Genomic DNA, 17732 nt, shown 5'->3' on the forward strand with positions numbered 1-17732 from the left:
AAAAGCGGGTATTCAAGCGATAAACAAATCCTGATGAAGGAGATGGTTAGCAAATGAGTACATTAAGAGCTTTTTGGAACAAAGAAAATGACGAGGCGATTTTTAGTCCAGGTGATACTGAATGAAACACGTATTCATGGGAACCCTGTCTTCATAGTTATGGTATCCCACTACCAAGGAGTTGGTTAAAAATGAATACATCAAGTAATTATTGGCATAAAGAAGAGCAAGAAGCACTTACAAAGATAGGGGATAAGCATGCATTTCATATTTCCCAAAACCTGTTGGATGAAAGTGCTCTATTAAATGCAGATGTAAGTAAGAAGCTGGAATTTGACGTTACAGGGACAGCTTTAAATATTTTATAATCTAAAGCCCGGGTGCAATAGCATTCGGGCTTTACTTATTTGGTTACGCGGAATACGCAATAGCCAAGCTGATTTCCATAGACCATGGAGATTTGCTGGTGCTTTTTCATAATTCCATCATAGACGGGGCTTGGCATGGAGCCTTGTGCTCCCAGATTGGCAGGAAGACGGCCGGGATCATAGCTTGCAAGCTCTTCATTGATGGTTGAAGTTTTAAGTACAGAAATCCCCCTAAAGCCAGCTTCTTTAAAATAAGCGGTCCATTCTTCTGGCGTAAGCACCTCATGGACGCCATAAAATCTTCTCACTTCTTCTCTTGCGCGTGCGCTGAGGCCCCGAGCGGCCATATCGATGGTAAGGAGTACTCCCTCCTTTTTCAAGACGCGATGATACTCGGAAAGCGCTTTGGGTACAGTTGTAAAAGCGGTGGAGGATTCAGCCAGAATCATATCAAATTTCTCACTTTTAAAGGGCATGTGCTCGATGCTCGACTGACGAAGCCTCACAGGAAGCCCTTCGGCTTCGAATCTAGAATAAGCCTTCTTCACCATCTCAGGATGGCTGTCAATCGCATACACCCTGCATGGATAATTCTTGGAGATATAAGCAGAAGTCTGACCGGTCCCGCATCCTGCATCAAGCAGCCTGGTTTTTGGTCCGATGGCTTCATTCTGAAGCAGCTGTTTGGTTAACCCCAGGCTTCCCGGATGAGCTCCTTCAATGCCATAATAGGCTAATGCATCCTGATATGAACGATTCACAATGTATCTTCTCCTCTGCAGCCTTGTTTTGTCTTGCTATTTTATGCGGCCAATCCTGCCTTGGTTAGGTTTATCCATAAAATGGGTCAAGTTATTGGTTGCATGACTAGTCCAACTTCGATCGATGGACATACCCTGATAAGGAATCTCAAACATCAGGAGGTGCAGAGAATGTCAGCACGTTTTTACAACCAATGTCAGTCCGGCATAGGCAGAGCTGTTGAAATAAGGACCCATAACGGAAGAATTCACAGAGGCATCATAACTAGAGTGGATCGGAACAGGGTATTTTTAAGGCCGTTAGGAGGTTCCCCCAGAAACTATGGAGGATATGGATATGGCGGATATGGATACGGCTGGGGAGGCTGGGGCTATGGATTTGGCTGGGGCGTAGCCCTTGGAGCCATCGCCGCCTTGGCGTTTATTCCATTTTTATTCTTTTGAATTCTTGAGAGAAAGCCTGTATTTGAAGAAACAGGCTTTTTTTAATGCTTCCTTTTAGTGGCAGGATTCTGCTTTTTCCTCCCCCTGAGGCAGTAAGGGGTCTTCTGTTGAATCTCTCCATCTCATAAAAAATATACTGATAAAAAAACATAATTAAGGAAAAAGTAAGGTAAAGGAGTGAAGATTCATGAATAAGAAGAATGAACCTACAGTGGCCCCAGGCCTTGATAATGATCAGTTTTTGGATCGGGAAGCAACAAAAGAGGAGATTAAAAAAGGGGAGTCTACCCATGTGACTACATTATCCTGGGACGAGGTGGACCCCAGTTAACAGAAGACCGGAAAAATTCTATTGTCATGTATAGACATAAAGTACTATTATTGGGAAGTACAGGCTTTTTAAAGCTGAAGGCTGCTTTCACAAATCGTGTTGGCAGGGATTTCTGCGCGATTGTTCAACAAAATTTGCGAAATTAGCTTTTAAAAGAGCTTTGATTTTATTAATAAGTCTGTATAATTAAAACTATCTTTGTTTTACAAATTTCGCGAATCAATAGACAAAAATGACATGTAAGGTATTTAAAGATATGGAAGGTGCTTTATGGGACGGGTAGAAGAGCGGGGAAAAAAGAAGAAGAAACATAAAAAGTCGAGATGGATATTATGGATTCTTTTGCTGGCCATTGTGGGAGCCGGCGGTTATATATTTTATCAATACAATCAGGGCCTAAAAATGGCAGACACAAAAAATACAAAGCAAGCTGAGAAGAATAAGGAAAGCTTTCAGGGAGAAGAGGTTCATTACGGTGAAATGAACGTGCTGCTGATTGGGAGTGATACCCGTGGAGAAGGAGGGGGACTTTCTGATTCCATTATGGTCGCCCACTATGACCAGGACAATCATATCCCAAAACTGGTTTCTTTTATGAGGGATACTTTTGTTGAGATCCCTGGACATGGGAAGCATAAAATCAATGCAGCCTTTTCCATTGGCGGGCCTGAGCTTTTAAGGCAGACCATAAAAGAGAATTTTGATCTTGATATCAACTATTACGCTATCGTTGATTTTAAAGGCTTCTCTAAAGTGGTGGATATTGTGGCACCGGATGGTATTGAGGTGGACGTGCCTCATAGGATGTCAAAAGGAATCGGTATGACATTACAGCCGGGCAGACAGGTGCTTCATGGAAAAAAGCTGTTAGGGTATGTCCGCTTCCGGAAGGATAACGAAGGAGACTTCGGAAGGGTAAAAAGACAGCAGGAGGTAATTGGAAAGCTTAAGGAGGAAGCCATGAGTGCAAGCAGCATTGTGAAACTTCCCAAGCTGATTGGAGTCATAACTCCTTATGTCGATACCAATATTGATTCAAAAACGATTTTCTCTTTGAGCAAGGATGTTCTATTCGGGAACACAAAGCCTACTCAAGATTTCCGGATTCCGGTAGACGGTTCTTATAGAGATGCACGATATCCATATCCTGAAGGTCTTGTATTAGAAATAGACATGGAGAAAAACAAGCAGGAGCTGAAACAATTTTTAGATTCTAACTCCTGAAAAGGTGGACTATAATGTAAAAAAGGGAATAGCTTTTGCTATCCCTTTTTTGCAGACTTTAAAATATAAAAAGAACTACGATACGTGTCGAATTTTTGATATACTTAAGGGAAAGTTTTTTTATGAAGATCCAGTAGGAATAGGAGATAGAGGATTTATGAACTGGGCCAAAGAATTAATCCAGAGTAAAGGATTTCTGCGTTTTATCACACTTTTAGTTTTAATTGTTTTTATTTTCAGCATTAAAAGCATGCTGAACCTTCTGTTATTCACCTTTATTTTCTCATTTCTCATGGGAAGGCTGCAGGATCTTATTACCAACCGACTCAGAAAGATTGTTCCTGCAAATTCCAATTTAATTGTAATCCTGTTATATTGTATAGTAGTGGTCTGTCTTGTGGTAGTGATCTGGAAATACATACCGGTCGTTATAGCCCAGGTTTCAACATTGATCAAGCAGATTCTTTACTTTTACGATCATCCGCCGGATAACCGGACGATCCGCTACGCTCTTGAGATGTCAAAGAAGGTTGTCACTCCTGATGATATCCAGAAACACTTTAATGCAATCTATGCATATGTGACCAATCTTGGAAAAGCTAGCATTCAGGTGCTGCTTGCCATCATTTTGAGCTTGTTTTTCCTTCTCGAAAAAAGAAGAATTCTAAAATTCTCATCAAGCTTTAAGCACGGAAAGTTTGGCGCATTCTTCGGTGAACTTGAGTATTTTGGGAAAAAGTTTGTAAACACCTTTGGTAAAGTCATTGAAGTACAATTCACGATAGCTTTTGTGAATGCGTTCTTATCCACCATTGCCCTATGGGCTTTAGGCTTCCCGCAGCTTATTGGACTTGGAATCATGATCTTCTTCCTTGGACTGATTCCCGTAGCAGGTGTGTTTGTTTCCCTTGTTCCGCTGGTAACCATTGCTTATAGCATTGGAGGCGGCATGAAGGTTGTGTCTGTGCTTATTATGATTGTGGTGCTTCATGCTCTGGAGGCGTATGTGCTGAATCCTAAGTTCATGTCTGCCAAGACTAACCTCCCAGCATTTTACACTTTTTTGATCCTGATTTTCTCTGAGCATTTTTTAGGGGTTTGGGGTTTGATCATCGGTATTCCCATCTTTATATTTCTTCTTGATATTTTGGATGTTAAAGACTACGAAACATAATATTACCGGATATCATTCGGTTAACAAAGGGGTTAAAGTATGTTTTCCAACATCGGGTTTCCTGGTTTAATTCTGATTTTAGTCATTGCACTAGTCGTATTCGGCCCGCAAAAGCTCCCGGAAATCGGAAGGTCCCTGGGACAGACATTAAAGGAATTTAAAAAATCATCGAGAGAAGCAATCGAAGACTTCAAGGAAGAAGAAAAGGATAAGAGAATGTAAATGAAAAACGGCTGATCCATTAGGGTCAGCCGTTTTTCATTCCTGCTTGAAGGATTTCCGGGTTAAGTATTCCTCTTCACTTCCGAGCTCCCTGTTTAACAAAAGCTCCATCTGTTCCAAATCTTCTTTTTTTACAGAAGGATCCAAATCAGACCATTCCATCCCGTAGGCAAAATAAAAGCCTCGTATCCTCCTGAAAATGATCTTTGTATCTGGATGTGAAGAAAATGAGGCTTTGATATGGTTCCGTCTTGAGTAAGACCATTTTATGAGTTCCATCTTAGGCTTTTACCCGTTTCGGGTTGAGCAGAAACTAAAAGGGTGCAGGCCTTGTATTGGGCCAGCACCCTTTTTGTATACGTATCTTTCGTATTACAGATGGGAGGCAAGCACCATGCTGCCCTTTGGTGTTTGGCTGTCCGCATTGGGTTCAAGGGTGATCGCGATTGTATCCCAGTTTTTCAGCATATCCTTGCTGAGCTGGAATACAACTGTTCCTTCACCCTTCCCTGTGGAAACGAAGGTGCCGGCCCGGTATGGTTTATTTTCTTTGATCAGCCATACCTGGTATACTTCTTTATCTCTTAATTCGTTAAGCTGTGAAGCTTGTACGACTATACTCAGCCTGCCATTCTGCTTCAGGATGGAAGCTGTTCCGGTGGCCTGGCTTTTTACAGGCTGGAGTGAAATATAGTTCTCTACTTTTCCTACGGATGGAGAAGCCGTCTCGGACGGGCTGGGTTTTTTATCTGTATTCAGCAGGTAAACGTTGGCCCCAAGCGAGATCAGCAGGGCTGCAGCCATTGCGGGCATCATCCACCCTTTTCTTCTATGGGTCTTCTTTGGCAGCGGAATCAGATTTTCGTTTTCTGTTTTTTCCTCTTCCCCAAAAATACCAGCCAAAACTCTTTCTTTCATTCCTTCAGGAGGGGAGACAGGCTCAGACTGGAAAATAAGGTCTTCTGAAACAGAATTCCATAATTCAAGTTCTGCCCTGCATTCACTGCAGGTTTTCAAATGCTCTTCAAACTGTTGTTTTTCAGCAGGGGATAGATGCCCGTTCAGGTAATCAATGAGTGTATCACAGAGCTCAGCCATTTATATTTCCTCCTCCCGGTCCATAAAGTCCTTTAAATGCTTCAATGCAAGCCGTATCCGCCCTTTAACCGTCCCCAGGGGCAGGTCTGTCACCTCAGAGATTTTACTCTGAGTAAGGCCTTTAAAATAAAACAGATCAATCACTCTTTTCTGGTCATCTTTTAATGTAGAAACAGCCCGCCTGATCAGACTGCCCCTTTCCTTCCATTCCGCGAGATCTTCGGCACTCTCACCGGCAGCTTCGGACGCTTCCGTTTCGATATATTCATACGGAGTCTCTTTTTTCCGCTTCCTTAAGATATCAAGCGCTGTATTCCTGGTCAGGGTCAACAGCCAGGAGGAGAATTTCCCTTTATCCTCTGAGTAGGTGGAATGATTCCGCCACAGTTTGAGGAACACTTCCTGAATCACTTCTTCGCAAATCTCGGGATTTTGGGTCATTTTATAGATAAACGAATAAATAAGTTTTTCATACCGAATATAGAGCATTTCAAGAGAGTTTTTATCTCTCTGCAAAATCCTCTGGTATAGTTGGACGTCCTGTAAATCGGGCATATGCAGCTCCTTTTAATCGTTAATATAGTTGTATATTAACAGAAGGAATTTCCTTCTACTATAGATAACGATTACAAGCCTGTTTTGGATGATAAATCGAGCTGTTTTTTTCGGTTAAGTAAAAGTTAAGAACCGGATTTTATAATGGTCGTGCCGCAGGTTTAGCTTTTTTTTGGCTGTATTTGGTACACTGTATGTAATTAGGAAGTCTTTTTATCTTCCGTTCCAATCAACCTGTTTAAAAAATAACCACTTTATAAGCATGCTTAATCCACCGGTATCTCCGGTTTTAATAAGAGCTGAAAAAATGATTTTACTAAAAGGGATAGAGTAACAGGAGGTCATATTATGTTGAAAATATTGGTGGTAGAGGATAATCTCTCCCTGCTGGAGTCTATTAGGGACTTTCTTTCGGATGAATTTGAGGTGGATACAGCAAGTGATGGGGATGATGGATTATTTTATGCACAGCAGGGAATATATGATGCGATTGTGCTGGATGTGATGCTCCCTGGCATGGACGGCTTTGAGATTGTTCAGCAGATTCGAAAAGAGAAGGTGGCGACTCCGGTGCTTTTCTTAACAGCCAAGGATTCGCTGGAAGACCGGGTGAAGGGGCTGGAGTATGGAGGGGATGATTATCTCGTCAAACCCTTTCAGTCTCCTGAACTGAAGGCGAGGCTCAGGGCGCTTCTTCGCAGGAGCGGTGCACTCGGGATCGACCAGGGCGTCCGCTACCGGGAAATTGAAATGACAGGAAAGGAAAATGATGTCGTTGTTAAGGGGCAGCCAATTAAGCTGACACTGAAGCAGTATGAGCTGCTGGAATACCTCATCCAGAATCAGGGCAAAATTTTAACCCGTGAACAAATTTTTGACCGCATATGGGGCTTTGATTCTGATACGACCATTGTGATTGTGGAAGTCTTTATCCATCACTTGCGGAAAAAGCTAGAGCCATTTCACTATCATAAGGATATCCAGACCGTACGCGGCATCGGGTATATGCTGAAGCAGCAAGAGGAGTAGAAGATGTTCCGTAAAACAAGGCTGCAGCTCACACTGCTCAATTCGATCGTGTTTATCATCATCCTTATTTTTCTCGGCAGGGCGATCTACTTTTATATGGAATCACAGGTATATAAGGGTGCAAATGAATCTCTGCATTTGCTCATGCAGCGAGTTTCGGTGACGGCGGCAGGCTCCGATGTCTTTCATGTTAATGTTCCTGATAATAAAGACCCTAGCACCTATGTGCTGGTCTGGAACCAGGATAATAAACTAATTGAGGAATTTTCCGAACCTTCTCCGTTTTTCGTGGCAAATCAGAAAAAGTTTTATTCTTCTAAAAGGAATAAAATTGAAGAGTTTTCGGTTAAAAACTATACATTTAGAAGCCTGACGACTGAGGTGGGGCCGGCCAAAATTCAGGTGGTCCGCCTGGTTACTGCTGAGAAAAAAGTATTAGACCGGCTCGTTCTGATCTTGATCATCGGCGGGGGAATCGGGATCCTGTTTGCCATCCTTGCCGGCTTCTTTCTTGCGGGCCGTGCCCTGGTTCCGATCCAAAGGGCATGGGACAATCAGCAGCAGTTTGTCTCCGATGCCTCCCATGAGCTTCGGACTCCCTTATCAGTCATCCAATCGAGGACGGAAATGCTGTTTCGATCGCCTTCCGCCACCATTGAGGAAAAGGCGGTGGATATTTCCATTATCTCAAAAGAAGCACGAAGGCTTAATAAGCTTGTTGCCAGCCTCCTGACACTTGCAAAGTCCGATACAGGCAGAGTGGCTGTGAACAAGGAAAACTTCTCGCTGGATTCACTTATACGTGAAATCATTGAGCAGTACTCGGATATTGCAGCATTTCAGGATAAAACCATCAAGGAGGGAAAAGTTGAGCCTGTCATGTTTATGGGAGACAAGGAGAGAATTCATCAGCTGATTGTCATCTTGGTGGACAATGCGCTGAAATATACGGAAGAGGGCGGAGAAATTGAGCTGTCCTGCCGGAAGGATTCTCTGTCTGTCGTTCTCTCGGTCAAAGATAACGGCATAGGCATTGAAGCTGGAAACATCCCGAAAATATTTAACCGTTTCTTCCAGGTGGATTCTTCACGTACCTCCCAGGAGGGCGCAGGTCTTGGCCTGTCGATCGCAAAGTGGATTGCGGATAACCACAGCGGCTCCTTTAAAGTCAAGAGTTCCCCGGGGAAAGGAACACTCATCGATGTTATATTTCCAAAAAACCAAAAGAAAATATGATCAGCACTCTCCTGGGCCGGAGGGTGTTTTTTTGTAGGTTATGCTGGCAGTAAAGAGGTTGATTTCTGCTCCAGGATGTTCGTTTTCCGCAGGGCGGGCAGTGAGCCTCCTGTATGTACTTAAAAATACTGCTAAAAATTTAAAATATTTTCCATCGTTAAGATAAAGTTAAGGATTACGTTGTTTAATAGAGTCACAAAGAAAGAGAAGGGGATTAATTGATGAATAAAATGACACGTGCCGGAAGGGCAATTATATTAACCATGGTTATAGGAGGTGTGGCTGCAGTCGGAGCAGGCTGCTCGAGCGATAAGGATAAGGCTGCGAGCGTGAATGGAGACAATATCACCAAGCAGGAGCTGTATGACAAGCTGTACAAGCAGAATGGAGCGGCCATGCTTAACTCTTTAATTACTGAGAAGATGGTAAAAATGGAGGCTGACAAGAAGAATGTCAAGGTTTCCAGCAAAGAGGTTGACGCTGAATTGAAAAAGCTTGAGGCGCAATACGGCGGGGAAGATGCTCTTAAGAGCCAGCTTGCGAATTCAGGTCTTACGGCCGATGATTTAAAGGGTGATCTCAAGGTGAACCTTGAAATCAAAAAGCTGATGGCGCCGGATATTAAAGTAACCGATCAGGAAATGAAGGATTACTTCAACCAAAATAAAGACTCCTTTGCACAGGCGGAACAGGTCAAGGCATCCCACATCCTTGTGAAAGACAAGAAAACCGCAGATGAGGTAAAGAAGAAGCTTGATGAAGGCGGAAGCTTTGAAGAGCTCGCCAAGAAATACTCCACGGATACAACGAAAGATAAGGGCGGCGACTTAGGATACTTTTCTAAGGGAAAAATGACCAAGGCTTTCGAAGATAAAGCCTTCTCCTTAAAGAAAGGGGAAATTTCGGACCCGGTTAAGACTGAATATGGCTATCACATCATAAAGGTTGTGGATCATAAGGCGGCCAAGCCTGCGGTATTTGAAGATCATAAAGAAGCCATCAAGCAGGCCGTAATCGATCAAAAGGTCCAGAGCACATACGACAGCTGGCTCGAGAAGACTAAGAAAAAATATAAAATCAAAAACTATTTAGATAATAAAGGAAACGCATAAATCAAACAGGAGCTGATTTAAATGGGTTACTATGATAGTCAAAATGATAACCAGCATGAACCGTTAAGGAAGATTTACCGCAGATCCTACAGAGGATATTTCTTAATAGGTCTTGTAGGGGCCGTTTTGGGAGTTGTCATCATGATGGTCTGCCAGCCATACCTTATGAAACAGGGTGTTTCGGCTGAAAAGTCCACCGTGCAGCAGTCAACGAATACTAGTTCAGCCCCAGCTAATGTCCAAACCGTAAATGTTAAAAACGTGAATTTCACGGACGCCGTGAGTAAGACCATTGACTCTGTAGTCGGAGTCAATAACTATCAGCAGGATAACTCCTTTGGCGGAGACGGCCAGCTGAAGGAAAGCAGCACAGGCTCCGGAGTCATTTATAAAAAAGACGGAAATAAGGCTTATATTGTAACCAATAACCACGTAATTGAAGGAGCCAGCCAGGTTGAAGTCAGCCTGAAGAATAAAACGAAGCTAAAAGCGAAAATTCTTGGCGCTGATCCATTGATGGATCTGGCTGTTCTTGAAATCCAAGGCAGAAATCTCCCTAAAGCGGCAGAGCTTGGAAACTCCAATGCGCTGAAGCCGGGTGAGCCTGTAGCCACAATCGGGAATCCATTAGGCTATTTGGATTATTCCATCACTCAAGGGATTGTCAGCAATCCGCAGAGGGAAATCCCTATCGACATTAACCAGGACCAGTCCTATGACTGGGAAGCGGATGTTATCCAGACGGATGCCTCCATTAACCCGGGGAACAGCGGAGGGGCGCTGATTAATATGGCTGGCCAGCTTGTTGGGATCAACTCCATGAAAATCGCAGAACAGGGAGTCGAGGGCATCGGATTTGCCATCCCGGTCAATTCAGCTCTACCTATCATTAACTCTCTTGAAAAGGATGGGAAGGTCAATCGTCCATATATGGGAATCGGAAATAAATCCCTTGATGAAATTTCGCTTGATGACCGACAGCAATACCTGCGGCTTCCTCAGAGTGTGAAGAGCGGTGTCGTAGTACTGCAGGTCGGCCCTAATTCCCCAGCAGCAAGAGCTGGTATACAGGAGCGCGACGTCATCACAGCGCTGAACGGCCAAAAGATTGAAAATGCTGTAGGCTTAAGGAAATTCCTTTATACAAAGACCAAAATTGGCGACAGAATCACGGTTGAATATTACCGTAACGGACAAAAGAAAACCACACAAATGACACTGTCCGTAGATCAGCAAAATTAAAAAGCGGGGAAGTGAACACTGTGCAGGCGATGAAAATCTGGATAGGAGAAAACGTCGAGCAGAGCGTGGATGGAGAGCTGCTTCAGGTCGTTTCTATATGGCCCGATGAGCTGAGTAAAGAAGGACCAGCCGCCTATCAGGAATTAAAATATAAATGGATATGAAACGAAAACCGGATCGGGACAGATCCGGTTTTTTTACGATCAGCCTTTCTTTAATACCCAGTGCCTGATGGCTTGTGCGACACCGTGCTCTGTGTTGGTGCCGGTTACCCAGTCGGCTGCCTCTTTCACGGCATCCTGGGCATTGCCCATTGCTACACCGACTCCGGCTTCTGTGATCATGGCAATGTCATTAAGGCTGTCGCCAACCGCCATCATTTCCTTAATTTGGATACCAAGCCGTTCGCAGACATGCTTTAAGGCTTTGGCTTTGTTGATGCCGAGCGCATTTACTTCAATATTGGTAGGACTGGAGTTGCTGACTTCCAGCGCCTCTGTCTTTTTGAGTGTATCCAGGATGATATTCCTGGTTTCGTCGTCCTCTGTATCAAAGCCGAATTTAAGCCATTCATGAGCCTCGATATCCTCGGGAAATCCTTCGTACCAGACCTTTTCCGTTGTTACGGCCCAGATCCGGGTTTTATACTTTTTGGAAAGCTCATGCATCATTCTGATATGCTCGTTATCGATTCTATTTCTCTGGATGAGCCTGCCTTTTTCATCATATACTTCGCTGCCATTCACCGTAACAAGATAGGAAGATAAGTTCAGTGACTTTGAAAGCTCCCTGCATGACGCAAGAGCACGACCGGTACTAAGTACCACATGAACCCCCTTTTCCTGGGCCTCTGTTATCGCCTTTATGTTTTCCTGGGAAATTTCCTGTTTCTCATTCAATAAAGTGCCATCCATATCCAGGGCTATCAGCCTGATATTCTTGTCCTCTCCCACCTGATCCATCCTTTCCATCTGTTCTTTAAGTTCTGCCTTCCATAAAATTATAGCAAAGCATGAAGGTCAAAATCCAAATGAAGGCTGTGGAAAACTAGATTAAGTAAATTTCCTGAAACATTCCGAGATTTCCCAAAAGCAGGGTGCCATCCTTATTCCGTTTATCCATCCATCTCTCTCCTTATCCAGCCAGAAGCAGACCATATTAGGATGAAGCGGAGCGGTACCTCCTGAAAGAAAAAGGGACTGCCGCAAAAAACGGAAGTCGCCTAGAATCGTAATCATAATTATTAGGCAGTGATGAATTTTTTACCGGCAGGGAAGCGATCGTGCAGCTTTTTGTCTGTGCTGAAATTGTTATTTTTATCATGACTTTTATCAGTCTTCTCGTGAGGAATCCTCAGCAATCGCCCGTAAATCAGTGTAAAATAACTCTTCGCTGCAGGTTAAATTATGCTCAGAGGGGGCACCCTGGCTGGGCTGAATGCTTTGATAAGCGGATTCTGCCTGTGTGAATTCACTTTCCTGGGAACTGTCCGGACGGCGGTTCTTGACGATTTCCCTCAATTCCCCTTCATCTCCTTTGGCGTTGATGATCTCAAAAATCTCATTCATGCCCTCGGAAGCCTGCTCGTCGGAAATATATTCATCATCGTGTTTAGTCATCATGTATTCCTCCTTTGGATATTTATAACATTTCCTAAAGAGATTATAATTACTCATAGCTCCTATTTACCCTTGAATGTTTAAGGGAAACAGGAAATGCTGGCAGCAAGCGATTCCCATACCTACTACGAATCACTTGGCTTCAGGCCTTTTTACGGCTTCAGGAGGACACTTAGGGAAACAGTGGAAAATACGGAAAGGGGGACTGTCCTTCCTAACCAAAAGTTGGCAATGGACTTTTATTTCTCTACCACTTTACCAAACTAAAGGATTATGTTATAGTTAATATCGTTGTTAATACTTATGGACTAGGATCATCTAGAATAAATCAAAAGGTGCGATATTAATGAATAAACAATGGGGTTTGTGGATTCTGACAACCTTTGTAATAGGGAACATGGTAGGCAGCGGGGTGTTTATGCTGCCGGCAAATTTATCTTTAGTTTCAAGTCCTCTGGGCACGATCTTTGCCTGGGGAGTAACGGGTATCGGGGTTCTTATGATTGCCCTTGTATTCGGTAATTTATCTACTAGAAAGCCAGAGTTAAAGACTGGGCCGCAAAGCTATGCCATGAATCTGTTCAAATCTGAAAAAGCAGGAAAAACAGCAGGCTACAGCATGGCCTGGGGCTATTGGGCGGCCAACTGGGCAGCGACTGCTTCGGTCATCATTTCCTTTGCCGGCTATTTATCCACTTTCTTCCCGGTTCTCGAAAGCAAGAAAGTTCTTATGACAATCGGCAGCTTTGATTTAGAGGCAGGAAAGCTATTGACTCTTATCGTCTGCTCAGTGCTTCTGTGGGGAATTCAATTCATCGTCAGCCGCAACTTTAACTCTTCTGGCAAGCTTAATTTTGCGGCAACTGCTGCAAAAGTCATTGGCTTTGCGTTATTTGTCATATTGACACTTGCTGTTTTTGATGCAAGCAGTGTCTTCTCAGGAACTTCTTTCAGCGATGAAAAAGGGCATGCTGTTGGTCTTGGCGGGCAGGTAAACTCAGCGGCGATCTCCACCCTATGGGCATTTGTCGGAATCGAGGCAGCAGTCATGCTCTCGAACCGTGCCAAGTCTCAAAAAGATGTTAAAAAGGCTACCCTGCTGGGCTTATTGGTTGCAGTCTTAATTTATGTAGGAATTACTACTCTTACTATGGGAGTGCTTCCGCTTGATAAACTTCAGGCTTCCCAAAAACCATTGGTCGATGCTCTGGATATGGCAATCGGCAGCAGCGCTGCCAGCATTGTGGCTCTCCTTGCGTTGGTTTCTCTCTTCGGTGCTGCTGTAGGCTGGATTGTCGTAAGCTCTGAGGTTCCCTATCAGGCAGCCAAGCAAGGAATTTTCCCTGCATTCTTTGGGAAAACGAATAAAAAAGGTGCACCGATCGGTTCATTACTGGTCACTAATATCCTGACACAGATTTTCCTTTTCGCTACCATTTCAGCAACGATCAGCAAAGCTTATAACTTTGCCATTGTCGTGGCAACCCTTGCTTATTTGATTCCGTATCTGGTTTCAGCGATCTATGCATTGAAGCTTGTGATCACTGCTGAAACGTATACATCAGCAGCAGAGCGGGTAAGAGACGGAATTATCACCATCCTGGCTTTAGTTTACTCTCTATGGGTCATTAAAACCGGAACAGCTGATTTAAAAACCTTCTTCCTTGGAATTGGCTTATTTGCAGTCGGCCTTGTCATTTATCCGATTCTTATGAAGCCGAAAAATACCCCTAAAACTGTCCTTAAAGAACGGGAAGACTATTAACATGAATAAAAAACGATCAGGAATTTTCCTGATCGTTTTTTTGCGGTAGAAAAGCCTAATAGTCCGTTTATTATAGCAGATTGTTGAATGATGGAAGTTTAGCAGACAGAAAAAATTTCAGGTATCTGAAGGTCTTAACAAGAATCAAGGCTCAAAAGTTCCCGGCAAGAACCAGCTGGGAACCCTCCTTTTTATTCATTCTTTCTTCGGGGTACAAAGATATTCAAATGACTCTTTAGCACCTGGGCATCAAAAGGAAGGGGAGTCCCTTCATCACCATCAATATTGACAGCAAGGTTTTCAGAGCTGGATACCTCTATAAACGATGACCGGATATATTCAACTGAATCGTGCTCTTTTAATTCTCCTTTTAATAAACCTGGGATGATTGTAAACAGATTGGGGATAGAAAAGTCCTTGAGCACAAAAATATGGAATTTGCCGTCATTTACTCTGGCTTCTGGATTGAATGATTCAAATCCGCCCACAGAATTGGTGAGGGAAGCGAGCATCAAGTAAGCAGAGCCTTCCCAAGTGCCTGACTCATGTTTAATGGACAGCTCAAACGGAGTCTTTTTTATAAATGCCTTGATTCCCTCCATTACATATGCGAAGGGGCCGAACTTGGTTTTCTGTTCGGGTGTCACATTATAAGAAGCTTCAGCGATCGCTCCGACTGCCAGAACATTCATAAAATACCTGTCGTTTATCTGGCCGATATCCACGGGTCTTATGCTCTGAGCCTTCAGTATTTCAATGGCTTCCGAAGGCTTCAGGGGGATCTTCAGAGCCCTGGCGAAATCATTGACCGTCCCCATGGGAATCAGCCCGAATTTTGGCCTGTCCGTCTGTTCGGCAAGACCGTTGACAGCCTCATTGATGGTTCCATCCCCTCCCATGGCTATAACTGCCTCATATTCACTGCTGCAGGCATTTCTTGCAAAATCGGCGGCATCGCCTTCCTTGGCTGTTTCTTTCATGTCGATTTCTTCATATATGCTTTTAAGTGCTTCTTCAGCCTCAATTTTATATTCGGCGGCCTTTTCCTTTCCGGATGAGGGATTAACGATCAGCATAGCTTTCGCCATATTTTTAGTCTCCATTCAATAATTAAATTAGCATGCATTAATGAGTTACCTCGATTGCCTGAAGAATAAACGGAAAAGAAAAAACTAAAGGACTTGATGTCCGGAAACTGGGGAATATATAGTCAGCAGATTAGAAGAGGAGGGGAATGCATGGAGCAAAAATCGTTAAGGGCGTCCATCGTATTAGGGATTAACAGCGGATACGGAGAAAACCGGGTGCGCCATACACTTCAGAAGGCAGCCGAGGCTTGGCAGAGACTGGCGGCTGAGTTATATGAAGAAACGCAGATCTATGTATCAGCGGCGGCCCATCAAAGTAAGACGGTCTATCATACGAAATGGGGATGTCCCCAGGGAGGAGAGGACACAGTCACCTTTACGGCAAGCGCCAATCATGAGTATGTCAAGGATATCAATGCCTGGAAGGAGGCCGTCATCACCCTTACCAAAAGAATAAAATCCGAGTTTGGGCAGGATACCGTGACCATTGAATTTGAAGATATCAGCTTGGTGTTTTTGGATTAAAAAAGCTGCCATACTGCGGCAGCTTTTTTAATGACTTTTTATCCTATCATCAACGTTTTAGGAGTTTTCCTTCTGCAGTTCCTTCGATTTCTCTGTACAGCTTTTCATGGCAGTAAGGATGGCGGAGCGGAAGTTATGCTGTTCAAGCGCGGCCACTGCCTGGATGGTGGAACCGCCTGGAGTGCATACATGGTCCTTTAGCTCACCGGGATGCATGCCGGTCTCAAGGACCATTTTGGCCGCGCCGAGCACTGCCTGTGCGGCCATCGTATAGGCCTGTTTCCTTGAGATGCCGTCCCTTACGCCTCCATCGGCCAGTGCCTCGATCATCATATACACATAAGCGGGTGAAGAGCCGCTTATAGCTGGGACTGAATCCATCAGTTCTTCCTTCAGGACCTCCGTTTTTCCGAAACTATTAAACAGTTCCAGGATATCCTGGAGTTCCTTGGGAGATACATTTGTATTTGGGCAGATTGCACTCAGGCCTTCTCCGACAAGTGAAGGTGTGTTCGGCATGGTTCTGATGACCTTTGCCTCCTGGCCCAGCTCCTGCTGCATAAAAGCAAGGGAGATTCCTGCAGCAATGGTAACCACCACAGCTTCCTTTTTAAGGGAAGGGGTTATTTCCTCGATAATCTTGCGGTGAAGATCCGGTTTAACGGCTAAAAAGATAATATCCGACTGAGCCGTGACTTCGGCATTGCGAAGGGTTGTATGTATGCCAAATTTATTTCTTACATGCTCAAGTGTTGTGTCAGAAGACGCACTGGCTGTAATCTGGCCAGGAGTGACCGTTTCCTTTGCCAGCATTCCTTCAATCATGGCCTGTGCCATTTTTCCACAGCCAATAAAGCCTATCTTATGATTCAATTCCTGCACCTCGTTCTTTTTGGGATATGGGAGTTATTATACTCTTATTGACGATTGAAACAACAGAAAAGAAAAAAATCCCTGTCCGCATCTGGACAGGGCAGGAGAAGAAGCTTATCAGCTTAGAACAGCCTGCTTTTCGAGCTCGGCCGCGAAGAATTTGGCTGCCTCAAGCATACCATATTTTCCTGCTTTTGCTTCCGCTTCAGAATTATAGTTGGTATTGGTGTTGATATCATAGGTGAAAATTTCACCTTTTTCATTTCGGATAAATTCGATTCCGGCTACCTCTATGGAATTGGCTTTAAGGAATTTCTCATATTTTTCTATGATTTCTTCCTGGAAATCTTCGATAATCTGGAATTTCGGCTTCTGTTCTGCCGCCTCACCGGCCGGGCAGAATAAATCGCCGATCTGGCAGGCATCAGCCGGGCAGAGCTCAAAGCCTTCTGAAGTATCCACCCTTACAGCATAAACAAATTTTCCGCCAATGAATTCACAGCGGGTAATATAAGATTCCGGTGATTTGATATATTCCTGTACAAGTGTAATTCCATCAACCGGCTCCTCGAAATCCGGGCTTTCCAGATATTCTTCAAGGGCTGCAAGAGAATGGAACAAACGGACGCCCAGGCCTTTGCCCGCTCTGTTATGCTTTGTAATGAACGAAGGGGTATCCAGCTTCACGGCTGCCGTGAAAATTTCATCCTTGCCTATTGCAGCAAGAGTCTTTGGAGTTTTAATCCCTGCAGCCTCAAGTGCGGTATACTGATTGACTTTGCTCAGCTCGAGTCTTAGAGCCCGGCTGCCATTGATGACTCTGCGGCCATGGCTTTCAAGCCAGGATAGGACCGCTTCCGTAAGCTCTGGTGCATACCGGTGCTCCCTTGTATGGGAGGAGGCGCTCATCCTGCTGTAAAAAACGCCTTCCGGAGGCTCTGATGTCAGATCGACGATTCCGCGGTCAAGGAACATTTCTTCATAAGGGACACCAAGTTCTTCCAGGCGATTGGTCAAATGCGTTGTCCACTCCGTATTTTCATGGATGATATATAATTTACTCAAG

Annotated in this window: 22 protein-coding genes; 13 read left to right on the plus strand and 9 right to left on the minus strand. The window is 44.1% G+C overall.

Features of this window, described 5'->3' with window-relative positions; translation table 11 throughout:
* The first annotated feature begins 191 nt into the window (after positions 1-191).
* Positions 192-368 (plus strand): hypothetical protein, encoded by a 177-nt coding sequence (locus H539_RS31650; protein ID WP_155890112.1) that lies wholly within the window; start codon positions 192-194, stop codon positions 366-368.
* Between the two features lie 35 nt (positions 369-403).
* Here H539_RS31650 and H539_RS0117220 read toward each other — a convergent pair whose 3' ends face one another.
* Positions 404-1129 (minus strand): class I SAM-dependent methyltransferase, encoded by a 726-nt coding sequence (locus tag H539_RS0117220; protein WP_026694540.1) that lies wholly within the window; start codon positions 1127-1129, stop codon positions 404-406.
* 171 nt (positions 1130-1300) lie between these two features.
* Here H539_RS0117220 and H539_RS0117225 point away from each other — a divergent pair, with 171 nt between their 5' ends.
* From H539_RS0117225 to H539_RS0117245, 5 genes are all read left to right on the plus strand, one after another.
* A complete protein-coding gene (locus H539_RS0117225; RefSeq protein WP_026694541.1) occupies positions 1301-1573 on the plus strand; it encodes a hypothetical protein in 273 nt (90 codons plus the stop codon).
* A 187-nt stretch (positions 1574-1760) separates the two neighbouring features.
* Entirely contained in the window at positions 1761-1904 is a 144-nt protein-coding gene (locus H539_RS32440) for a hypothetical protein (RefSeq protein ID WP_169816037.1), read from the plus strand.
* A 270-nt stretch (positions 1905-2174) separates the two neighbouring features.
* On the plus strand, positions 2175-3128 hold the full coding sequence (locus H539_RS0117235; protein WP_026694542.1) for an LCP family protein: 954 nt from the start codon (positions 2175-2177) through the stop codon (positions 3126-3128).
* Positions 3129-3285: 157 nt separating this feature from the next.
* Positions 3286-4302: an AI-2E family transporter gene (locus H539_RS0117240; RefSeq protein ID WP_026694543.1), complete on the plus strand. Its 1017-nt coding sequence runs from the start codon at positions 3286-3288 to the stop codon at positions 4300-4302.
* 39 nt (positions 4303-4341) lie between these two features.
* Complete coding sequence (locus H539_RS0117245; protein WP_026694544.1) at positions 4342-4524, plus strand: twin-arginine translocase TatA/TatE family subunit; 183 nt, start codon at positions 4342-4344, stop codon at positions 4522-4524.
* A 36-nt stretch (positions 4525-4560) separates the two neighbouring features.
* Here H539_RS0117245 and H539_RS0117250 read toward each other — a convergent pair whose 3' ends face one another.
* The 3 genes from H539_RS0117250 to H539_RS0117260 all read right to left on the minus strand — a co-directional run bounded on the left by H539_RS0117250 (position 4561) and on the right by H539_RS0117260 (position 6177).
* Positions 4561-4803, minus strand: coding sequence for a hypothetical protein (locus tag H539_RS0117250; RefSeq protein ID WP_026694545.1), 243 nt, complete (start codon positions 4801-4803; stop codon positions 4561-4563).
* A gap of 93 nt (positions 4804-4896) precedes the next feature.
* A complete protein-coding gene (locus tag H539_RS0117255) occupies positions 4897-5622 on the minus strand; it encodes an anti-sigma factor (RefSeq protein WP_026694546.1) in 726 nt (241 codons plus the stop codon).
* Complete coding sequence (locus H539_RS0117260) at positions 5623-6177, minus strand: RNA polymerase sigma factor (RefSeq protein WP_026694547.1); 555 nt, start codon at positions 6175-6177, stop codon at positions 5623-5625.
* 351 nt (positions 6178-6528) lie between these two features.
* On the opposite strand from H539_RS0117260, the gene H539_RS0117265 reads away from it, so the two are divergent.
* From H539_RS0117265 to H539_RS32615, 5 genes are all read left to right on the plus strand, one after another.
* Positions 6529-7206, plus strand: coding sequence for a response regulator transcription factor (locus H539_RS0117265; protein WP_026694548.1), 678 nt, complete (start codon positions 6529-6531; stop codon positions 7204-7206).
* 3 nt (positions 7207-7209) lie between these two features.
* The gene (locus tag H539_RS0117270; RefSeq protein ID WP_026694549.1) at positions 7210-8442 is read left to right on the plus strand and encodes a sensor histidine kinase; all 1233 of its coding nucleotides are present in this window, start codon (positions 7210-7212) and stop codon (positions 8440-8442) included.
* A 221-nt stretch (positions 8443-8663) separates the two neighbouring features.
* The gene (locus tag H539_RS0117275; protein WP_026694550.1) at positions 8664-9554 is read left to right on the plus strand and encodes a peptidylprolyl isomerase; all 891 of its coding nucleotides are present in this window, start codon (positions 8664-8666) and stop codon (positions 9552-9554) included.
* 21 nt (positions 9555-9575) lie between these two features.
* Positions 9576-10796: a S1C family serine protease gene (locus H539_RS0117280; protein WP_026694551.1), complete on the plus strand. Its 1221-nt coding sequence runs from the start codon at positions 9576-9578 to the stop codon at positions 10794-10796.
* A gap of 20 nt (positions 10797-10816) precedes the next feature.
* Positions 10817-10960, plus strand: a complete 144-nt coding sequence (locus H539_RS32615) for a hypothetical protein (protein WP_155890114.1) — start codon at positions 10817-10819, stop codon at positions 10958-10960.
* A gap of 39 nt (positions 10961-10999) precedes the next feature.
* Here H539_RS32615 and H539_RS0117290 read toward each other — a convergent pair whose 3' ends face one another.
* Both H539_RS0117290 and H539_RS28940 read right to left on the minus strand, forming a co-directional pair.
* Positions 11000-11758, minus strand: coding sequence for a Cof-type HAD-IIB family hydrolase (locus H539_RS0117290; RefSeq protein WP_026694552.1), 759 nt, complete (start codon positions 11756-11758; stop codon positions 11000-11002).
* A gap of 369 nt (positions 11759-12127) precedes the next feature.
* On the minus strand, positions 12128-12418 hold the full coding sequence (locus tag H539_RS28940) for a hypothetical protein (RefSeq protein WP_155890116.1): 291 nt from the start codon (positions 12416-12418) through the stop codon (positions 12128-12130).
* Positions 12419-12761: 343 nt separating this feature from the next.
* On the opposite strand from H539_RS28940, the gene H539_RS0117305 reads away from it, so the two are divergent.
* Positions 12762-14180 (plus strand): amino acid permease, encoded by a 1419-nt coding sequence (locus tag H539_RS0117305; RefSeq protein ID WP_035323045.1) that lies wholly within the window; start codon positions 12762-12764, stop codon positions 14178-14180.
* 191 nt (positions 14181-14371) lie between these two features.
* On the opposite strand, the gene H539_RS0117310 is transcribed toward H539_RS0117305, so the two are convergent.
* The gene (locus H539_RS0117310; protein WP_026694554.1) at positions 14372-15268 is read right to left on the minus strand and encodes a diacylglycerol/lipid kinase family protein; all 897 of its coding nucleotides are present in this window, start codon (positions 15266-15268) and stop codon (positions 14372-14374) included.
* A gap of 150 nt (positions 15269-15418) precedes the next feature.
* On the opposite strand from H539_RS0117310, the gene H539_RS0117315 reads away from it, so the two are divergent.
* Entirely contained in the window at positions 15419-15793 is a 375-nt protein-coding gene (locus H539_RS0117315; protein ID WP_035323047.1) for a hypothetical protein, read from the plus strand.
* Between the two features lie 57 nt (positions 15794-15850).
* Here the strand turns inward: H539_RS0117315 and proC are convergent, their stop codons facing one another.
* Positions 15851-16666, minus strand: coding sequence for a pyrroline-5-carboxylate reductase (proC, locus tag H539_RS0117320; protein WP_026694556.1), 816 nt, complete (start codon positions 16664-16666; stop codon positions 15851-15853).
* Positions 16667-16783: 117 nt separating this feature from the next.
* Complete coding sequence (locus H539_RS0117325) at positions 16784-17731, minus strand: ATP-grasp domain-containing protein (RefSeq protein ID WP_026694557.1); 948 nt, start codon at positions 17729-17731, stop codon at positions 16784-16786.
* Position 17732: the final 1 nt, after the last annotated feature.

It is taken from the genome of Peribacillus kribbensis DSM 17871, from assembly GCF_000430765.1.
Lineage (GTDB): Bacteria > Bacillota > Bacilli > Bacillales > DSM-1321 > Paraperibacillus > Paraperibacillus kribbensis.

Excerpts from the sequence above, each read along its gene's own strand:
- H539_RS31650 (WP_155890112.1), top strand. The coding sequence starts at position 192 with ATGAATACATCAAGTAATTATTGGCATAAAGAAGAGCAAGAAGCACTT.
- H539_RS0117225 (WP_026694541.1), top strand. The coding sequence starts at position 1,301 with ATGTCAGCACGTTTTTACAACCAATGTCAGTCCGGCATAGGCAGAGCT.
- H539_RS32440 (WP_169816037.1), top strand. The coding sequence starts at position 1,761 with ATGAATAAGAAGAATGAACCTACAGTGGCCCCAGGCCTTGATAATGAT.
- H539_RS0117235 (WP_026694542.1), top strand. The coding sequence starts at position 2,175 with ATGGGACGGGTAGAAGAGCGGGGAAAAAAGAAGAAGAAACATAAAAAG.
- H539_RS0117240 (WP_026694543.1), top strand. The coding sequence starts at position 3,286 with ATGAACTGGGCCAAAGAATTAATCCAGAGTAAAGGATTTCTGCGTTTT.
- H539_RS0117245 (WP_026694544.1), top strand. The coding sequence starts at position 4,342 with ATGTTTTCCAACATCGGGTTTCCTGGTTTAATTCTGATTTTAGTCATT.
- H539_RS0117250 (WP_026694545.1), bottom strand. The coding sequence starts at position 4,803 with ATGGAACTCATAAAATGGTCTTACTCAAGACGGAACCATATCAAAGCC.
- H539_RS0117255 (WP_026694546.1), bottom strand. The coding sequence starts at position 5,622 with ATGGCTGAGCTCTGTGATACACTCATTGATTACCTGAACGGGCATCTA.
- H539_RS0117260 (WP_026694547.1), bottom strand. The coding sequence starts at position 6,177 with ATGCCCGATTTACAGGACGTCCAACTATACCAGAGGATTTTGCAGAGA.
- H539_RS0117270 (WP_026694549.1), top strand. The coding sequence starts at position 7,210 with ATGTTCCGTAAAACAAGGCTGCAGCTCACACTGCTCAATTCGATCGTG.
- H539_RS0117275 (WP_026694550.1), top strand. The coding sequence starts at position 8,664 with ATGAATAAAATGACACGTGCCGGAAGGGCAATTATATTAACCATGGTT.
- H539_RS0117280 (WP_026694551.1), top strand. The coding sequence starts at position 9,576 with ATGGGTTACTATGATAGTCAAAATGATAACCAGCATGAACCGTTAAGG.
- H539_RS0117290 (WP_026694552.1), bottom strand. The coding sequence starts at position 11,758 with ATGGATCAGGTGGGAGAGGACAAGAATATCAGGCTGATAGCCCTGGAT.
- H539_RS28940 (WP_155890116.1), bottom strand. The coding sequence starts at position 12,418 with ATGATGACTAAACACGATGATGAATATATTTCCGACGAGCAGGCTTCC.
- H539_RS0117305 (WP_035323045.1), top strand. The coding sequence starts at position 12,762 with ATGAATAAACAATGGGGTTTGTGGATTCTGACAACCTTTGTAATAGGG.
- H539_RS0117310 (WP_026694554.1), bottom strand. The coding sequence starts at position 15,268 with ATGGCGAAAGCTATGCTGATCGTTAATCCCTCATCCGGAAAGGAAAAG.
- H539_RS0117315 (WP_035323047.1), top strand. The coding sequence starts at position 15,419 with ATGGAGCAAAAATCGTTAAGGGCGTCCATCGTATTAGGGATTAACAGC.